Here is a 4,899-nt window from a genome sequence, read left to right on the forward strand (position 1 = left end):
AACGCGTGTAAGGCCAGCGAGCGTCTTGGCCCCTTCGCTGCAAGCCAGCTGCCACAGGTACCGTGCCGATCCTGGGGTTTGCGCCAAACCTGTGGGAGCTGGCTTGCCAGCGAAGAGGGCCGTTCAGTCAGGCAAAAATCTCGCGCAGGCTGCTGCGGTAGAAATCAAACGCATCCAGCGCACCCTGAACCGCCTGACGTTCCTCTTCTTCACTCAGTTCCAGCGCATCGATCGCCGCCACGAACTGACGCCAGTGCAGGGCACGCCCATCCGGGTGGGCGGCCAGGTGACGGGCGCCGGTCTCGCCATCGAGCCCCAGCTTCTGGGTCTGCTTGAACAGAAACGCCGCGCCCAGGTTCGAACCCTCGCTGCAATACAGCCACCCCAACGCCTCACCCGGGTTGGCCAGTTGCACCGGCGCCGGTACGGCGGGTACTGCCAGCCCAAGGTCACGCAGGTCGGCCTGCACCGCTTCAAAGCGCGACAGTTCTACCAGCCCAGGCAAGGTGCGGTTCAACTGCGCATCGTCATACAGGCCTTGCAGGCTGCCATGAAAACGGTGCTGCAGCTGCAGGAACAGCGCATAGCGCTCGCGGCTCTCGAACGGGCGCACACCCATCACCAGCGCATCGACGCTGTCGTGGTCGCGGCTGCTGGCGGCTTTGAGACGTTTGCAACGGCTGAGGTCAGGCGCGCTGACGGCAGGGGCATTCATGGGGAAGTGGCTCTCATATCAATAGTGAACAGGCGCTCATGATGCAAAGCCTAACCTACCTCAAACAATCGCCGCTCCATTAAGAACGCTTAACCTTCAGAACGCCGACTCGCGGATCAGCACCGCCATCAGGTTGCGCCAGGCACGCATGATCAGGCTCTGGCGCCGGCCCTCCAGCACCACGCTGCCACGCAGCGCCATGGTCGGGCGCTGGCCGCCCTCGGTCACCTGCAAGGTGGCGCGATACAGCGCTTGTTCAGGCGTTGGCTGGCGCTCGTGGTCCAGGCTCGCGGCAATCGCGCCCTGATAGGGCGAGGCCAGCTCGGGCGCCGAGCTGAGGTGTTTGACCGCCGTCTGCGCCAGGTGCTCCAGGCGCACCTCAAGCGCTGCGCGGGCGAATGTCTCGGGATAGAAGCGCCCCGTGCTGCCAGGCGCCAGGCGCTGCAGGTCATGCTCCTCGATAAAGGCCTCGACCAGCGCGCCGCGCCCGCCCACCAAGGTGCCCAGCCACTCGCCTGCCGGCAGCCATTGCCCGGCCTGCAGCGGCTCGGCCAGCTCCACCAGTTGGCCATCGAAGGCCGCACGCACGGTCAGCTCATCCCATTGCTGGCGCAGCAGCAACTGGCGCTGCTGCGCGGCGGCCAGCTCCTGGCGCACCACACCAAGGTTGGCGGCCGTTTCACGGTTGAGCAGTTGAAAGCTGGCCTGCCACTGCAAGATCACCAGACGCCGCTCGACGCTTTCCAGCTCAAAGCGCAAATCGGGTGCTTCCAGTTCGAACAGTGCCTGGCCGGCTTGATCGGGTCGCCGGGCTGCACCAACACCCGCGCCAGGCGCGCGCCCACCGGGGTGTACAGGCTGCTCTGGCGTTCGGCCTTGAGCAGCGCCGGGGCCTGCACGCTGCTGCGCCACGGCACGCAGGCCAGCAGCAGCGCCAGCGCCGCGGCGCTCAGGGTCAGGCAGGTATTGCGGTTCATGCGGTAGTCCTTGCGGCGGGTGTACCAGTGGCGCACCTCGTTGATCAGCGGCATCAGCACGAAGTAGCCGATCTCGACGGCAAACAGCAGCAAGCCGAGCAGCTTGAAGGCGAAGTGGTACACCAGCAGCGCGATGCCCAGGAACAGAAACAGGCGGTAGATCCAGGTGCCGATCGAATAGCCCACCAGCAGCCGGCGCAGGCCGGGTTCGAAATGCTCCGGCGGCGCATCGCCAAAGCCGAACAGCGCTTCGCGCAGGCGCCAGCGGGCGAGGGCGAACGCGCGTTGCTGCAGGTTGGCACGCCGAGCAGGTCCGACAGCAGAAAGTAGCCGTCAAAGCGCATGAACGGGCTCAGGTTGACCGCCAGGGTGAGGATCCAGGTGGTACTGGCCAGCATGAACGCGGCGCTGCGCAGCATGCCGTCCTGCACAAAGCTCCACAGCAGGGTGGCCCAGCACGCCAGGGCCAGCTCGGCCGCCATGCCGGCGGCGCCGATGGCCAGGCGCTGGCGGCGCTTGCGCAAGCGCCATGCACCGGAGGTGTCGGTGTACAGCACCGGCCACAGTACCAGCAGCGCCACCCCCATGGTCGCCACCCGTGCGCCGTAGCGCTTGCAGGTATAGGCGTGCCCCAGTTCGTGCAGCACCTTGGCCAGCATCAGCGTCAGGCCGGCCATGGCCGCACCTTGCAAGGTGAAAAAATGCAGGAAGGTGTGGGTGAAGGTGTCCCACTGGCGCAGCACCAGTGCCAGCCCGAGCACACCGGCCGCCACGGTCAGGTACAGGAACGTCAGGCTGAAGAACGGCGCCACCCAGGGCAGGCTGCGCTGCAGAAAGCGGTCGGGGCGCAGCAGCGGGATGCGCACGAACAGGTAGTTCTTCAGCAGCCAGCGCGCCCAGCCGATCTTTTGCCCCTCAAGGACCTTGAGCAGGCGCGCGTTGTCTTCAGCGCCGCCGCCCTGCAGCAGTTGGTTGTGCTGCAGAAACCCGTGGAAGCGCTCCACGTCGCTGCCCTCGAGTTCAAGCGTGGTGCGCTGGGCGATGTGTGCGGCCACCGCCTCGGGTTTGCCCAGGCCCCAGCAGCCGAGCATTTCCAGCTCTGCCCAGCCCAGGCGGAAGAACTGCCCGCGCGCCGTGTCTTCGAGGGTCCAGCTCGGCGCGCCATCGTTGTGCGGCGGGCCGGCGTGCAGGCGCAGTTCCTCGCGCAGGCAGCCCAGTTGTGCCACGCCGCTCACAGCGCAAGCCAGATGCGCAGGGTCGCCAGCGGCCGGCGCAGCAGGTAGGTGAACAGGCTGGTGCGCTCGCCGTAGACCTTGGCCGTGCCCTTGAGGCCGATGCGGATACGCGGGTCGGGCGCGTCGAAACCGGCTTTCAGGCGATACGCCATGCCACCTTCGGCGGTGGCGCTGGCGCGGTAGCCCAGGCGCTTGAGGCTGGCGCGCAACGGGGCGCTGGGGTCGGTGTTGAGAAACAGCAGCGCGGGCGCTGCGTTCTGCAGCTCGATCGCATCGGTGACGGGCAACTGGATCTCCAGCTGCGCGCGCGAAGGGTCGGCCACCTGCATGATCTGTTCGCCCAGCGCCACCGGGCGGCCGATCCAGTCACTGGGGTCATCGAACACCGCCACCCCGGCATGCGGCGCCAGGATGCGCGTGCGCTCCAGGTTCTGCTGCAGAAAGCGCACCTCGCTCATGGCTTGCTCGCGCCGCCCCTGCAGCACCGCCAGGCCAGCCTTGCTGCGTTCGTCGCTCAAGGCCTGCTGCTGCGCCTGGCGGAACTCGCCATCGGCAATTGCCAACGCCTGGCGCGACGACTGCAACCGGCTTTGCAACTCGCGGGCATCCAGTTGGATCAATGCCTGGCCGGCACTCACCGGCTGGTTGGGCTCGACCAGAATACGCTCCACCACGCCTTGCAGCGGGGCGCGCAAGACGCTCGGTTGCAGTGCGACGATCTCGGCCGGTGCCAGTGCCGCCTGGCGAATCGGCAGCGCCAGGATGCCCAGCAGCACTGCAGCGCCCGCCAGCCACCAGCGCTTGTCGCGCCGCCACCCCAGGGTACGCTGGCGGGTTGCCGGGCGCAGGCTGTTCCAGGCATGCCCGTAGGCATCCTGCAGCAGCGCCAGCAAGGTCGCTTCGGTAGTGCCCAGCGGCTGCTCGCGTGCCAGCAGCAGCACGCCGAGCAACTGGCCGTTGCGTGCCGTCAGTGGTAGCCACACCAGGTGTGGCGGCAGGTATTCGGCCCATTGCGCCTGATCGTCGGGCGCCATTGCCGCGGCCTGCAACTCGCTCAGGGCCGGCCCCGGGTGGCGCGCCTGCCACTGCCGGCACTGCTGGCCGATCCAGTGGGTGAAGGGCGCGTCGTGCTCGACACTGGCCAGCCCCGACAGGCTCAGCAGGCGCTCGGCCTGGGCGTCCCACAGCAGGGCCTGACGGTAGGGCAGCAGCAGGTGGCTGTCGTTGACCATGACAAAGCCGAGCATGGCCAGGCTTTCGGCTGCGCGTGCGTGCTGTTCGAGTTGCACCAGGCCTGCCAGGGCCGGGGAGGGCAGCGCTGCGTTCATGTGCGCGGCGCAGTGGCAGGCGGGTCGATGCGCGCGGTGCCGCTCATGCCGGGCAGCAGCACGCCGGCCTGGCCGTCGATACGCCCGAACACCTTGATCGACTGGCTCAACGGGTCGATGACCGACCCCAGGCGCATGACCTTGGCCGGGTAATCGGTGGCGGTCTCCTCCAGGTGCACATTGAAGGTGTAGCCCGGCTTTAGCCAGGCCATCCAGCGCGAGGGCACGATCAGTTCGACTTCGAAAGCACTGTCGTCATATACCGTCAGCAACTCCTTGCCTTCGGCCACGTACTCGCCGGGCTGCACCTTGCGTTCGGCGACGCGCCCGGAGAACGGTGCAGCGATCGTGCAGTGCTGCACCATCACCTGGTTCACGCCGTGCTGCGCACGGGCCATGTTCACGTCGGCCTGGGCCTGGGTGAGGTCCGATACGCTGATCGACTGCAACTGGTCGAGCCGCTTGGCCACGCCCAGCTTCTTGCTGGCCGCGCTTTCGGCGGCGGCCGAATGGTTGAGCCGTGCGCGATGGATCGCGCAGTCGAAACTCACCAGCCGTTCGCCTTTGCGAAAACTGTCGCCTTCCTTGACCTTGAGTTCGGTGATCTTGCCCGCCAGTTCGCTCGACAGCACGGTGCGCTGGGT

Annotated in this window: 6 protein-coding genes; all 6 read right to left on the reverse strand. The window is 67.3% G+C overall.

The features are described 5' to 3' along the window. Positions 1 to 127 precede the first annotated feature (127 nt). A complete protein-coding gene (locus G3436_RS21100; protein WP_163949084.1) occupies positions 128 to 715 on the reverse strand; it encodes a biliverdin-producing heme oxygenase in 588 nt (195 codons plus the stop codon). A gap of 96 nt (positions 716 to 811) precedes the next feature. Continuing rightward, positions 812 to 1,474: an HlyD family secretion protein gene (locus G3436_RS27890; protein WP_243667244.1), complete on the reverse strand. Its 663-nt coding sequence runs from the start codon at positions 1,472 to 1,474 to the stop codon at positions 812 to 814. Then, complete coding sequence (locus G3436_RS27895) at positions 1,435 to 1,815, reverse strand: hypothetical protein (RefSeq protein ID WP_243667245.1); 381 nt, start codon at positions 1,813 to 1,815, stop codon at positions 1,435 to 1,437. Before G3436_RS27895 ends, G3436_RS27890 begins: the two co-directional genes overlap by 40 nt. After that, positions 1,746 to 2,927 carry a M50 family metallopeptidase gene (locus G3436_RS27900; RefSeq protein ID WP_243667246.1) on the reverse strand — a complete coding sequence of 394 codons (1,182 nt, stop codon included), beginning with the start codon at positions 2,925 to 2,927 and terminating at the stop codon, positions 1,746 to 1,748. Before G3436_RS27900 ends, G3436_RS27895 begins: the two co-directional genes overlap by 70 nt. After that, on the reverse strand, positions 2,924 to 4,255 hold the full coding sequence (locus G3436_RS21110) for an efflux RND transporter periplasmic adaptor subunit (RefSeq protein ID WP_163949086.1): 1,332 nt from the start codon (positions 4,253 to 4,255) through the stop codon (positions 2,924 to 2,926). The genes G3436_RS27900 and G3436_RS21110 overlap by 4 nt, the downstream gene beginning before the upstream one ends. Further along, on the reverse strand, positions 4,252 to 4,899 hold a 648-nt coding region (locus G3436_RS21115; RefSeq protein ID WP_163949088.1), incomplete at its 5' end, for an efflux RND transporter periplasmic adaptor subunit. The genes G3436_RS21110 and G3436_RS21115, both read right to left, overlap by 4 nt.

This window comes from Pseudomonas brassicae, assembly GCF_010671725.1.
In the GTDB taxonomy this organism is placed as follows: domain Bacteria; phylum Pseudomonadota; class Gammaproteobacteria; order Pseudomonadales; family Pseudomonadaceae; genus Aquipseudomonas; species Aquipseudomonas brassicae.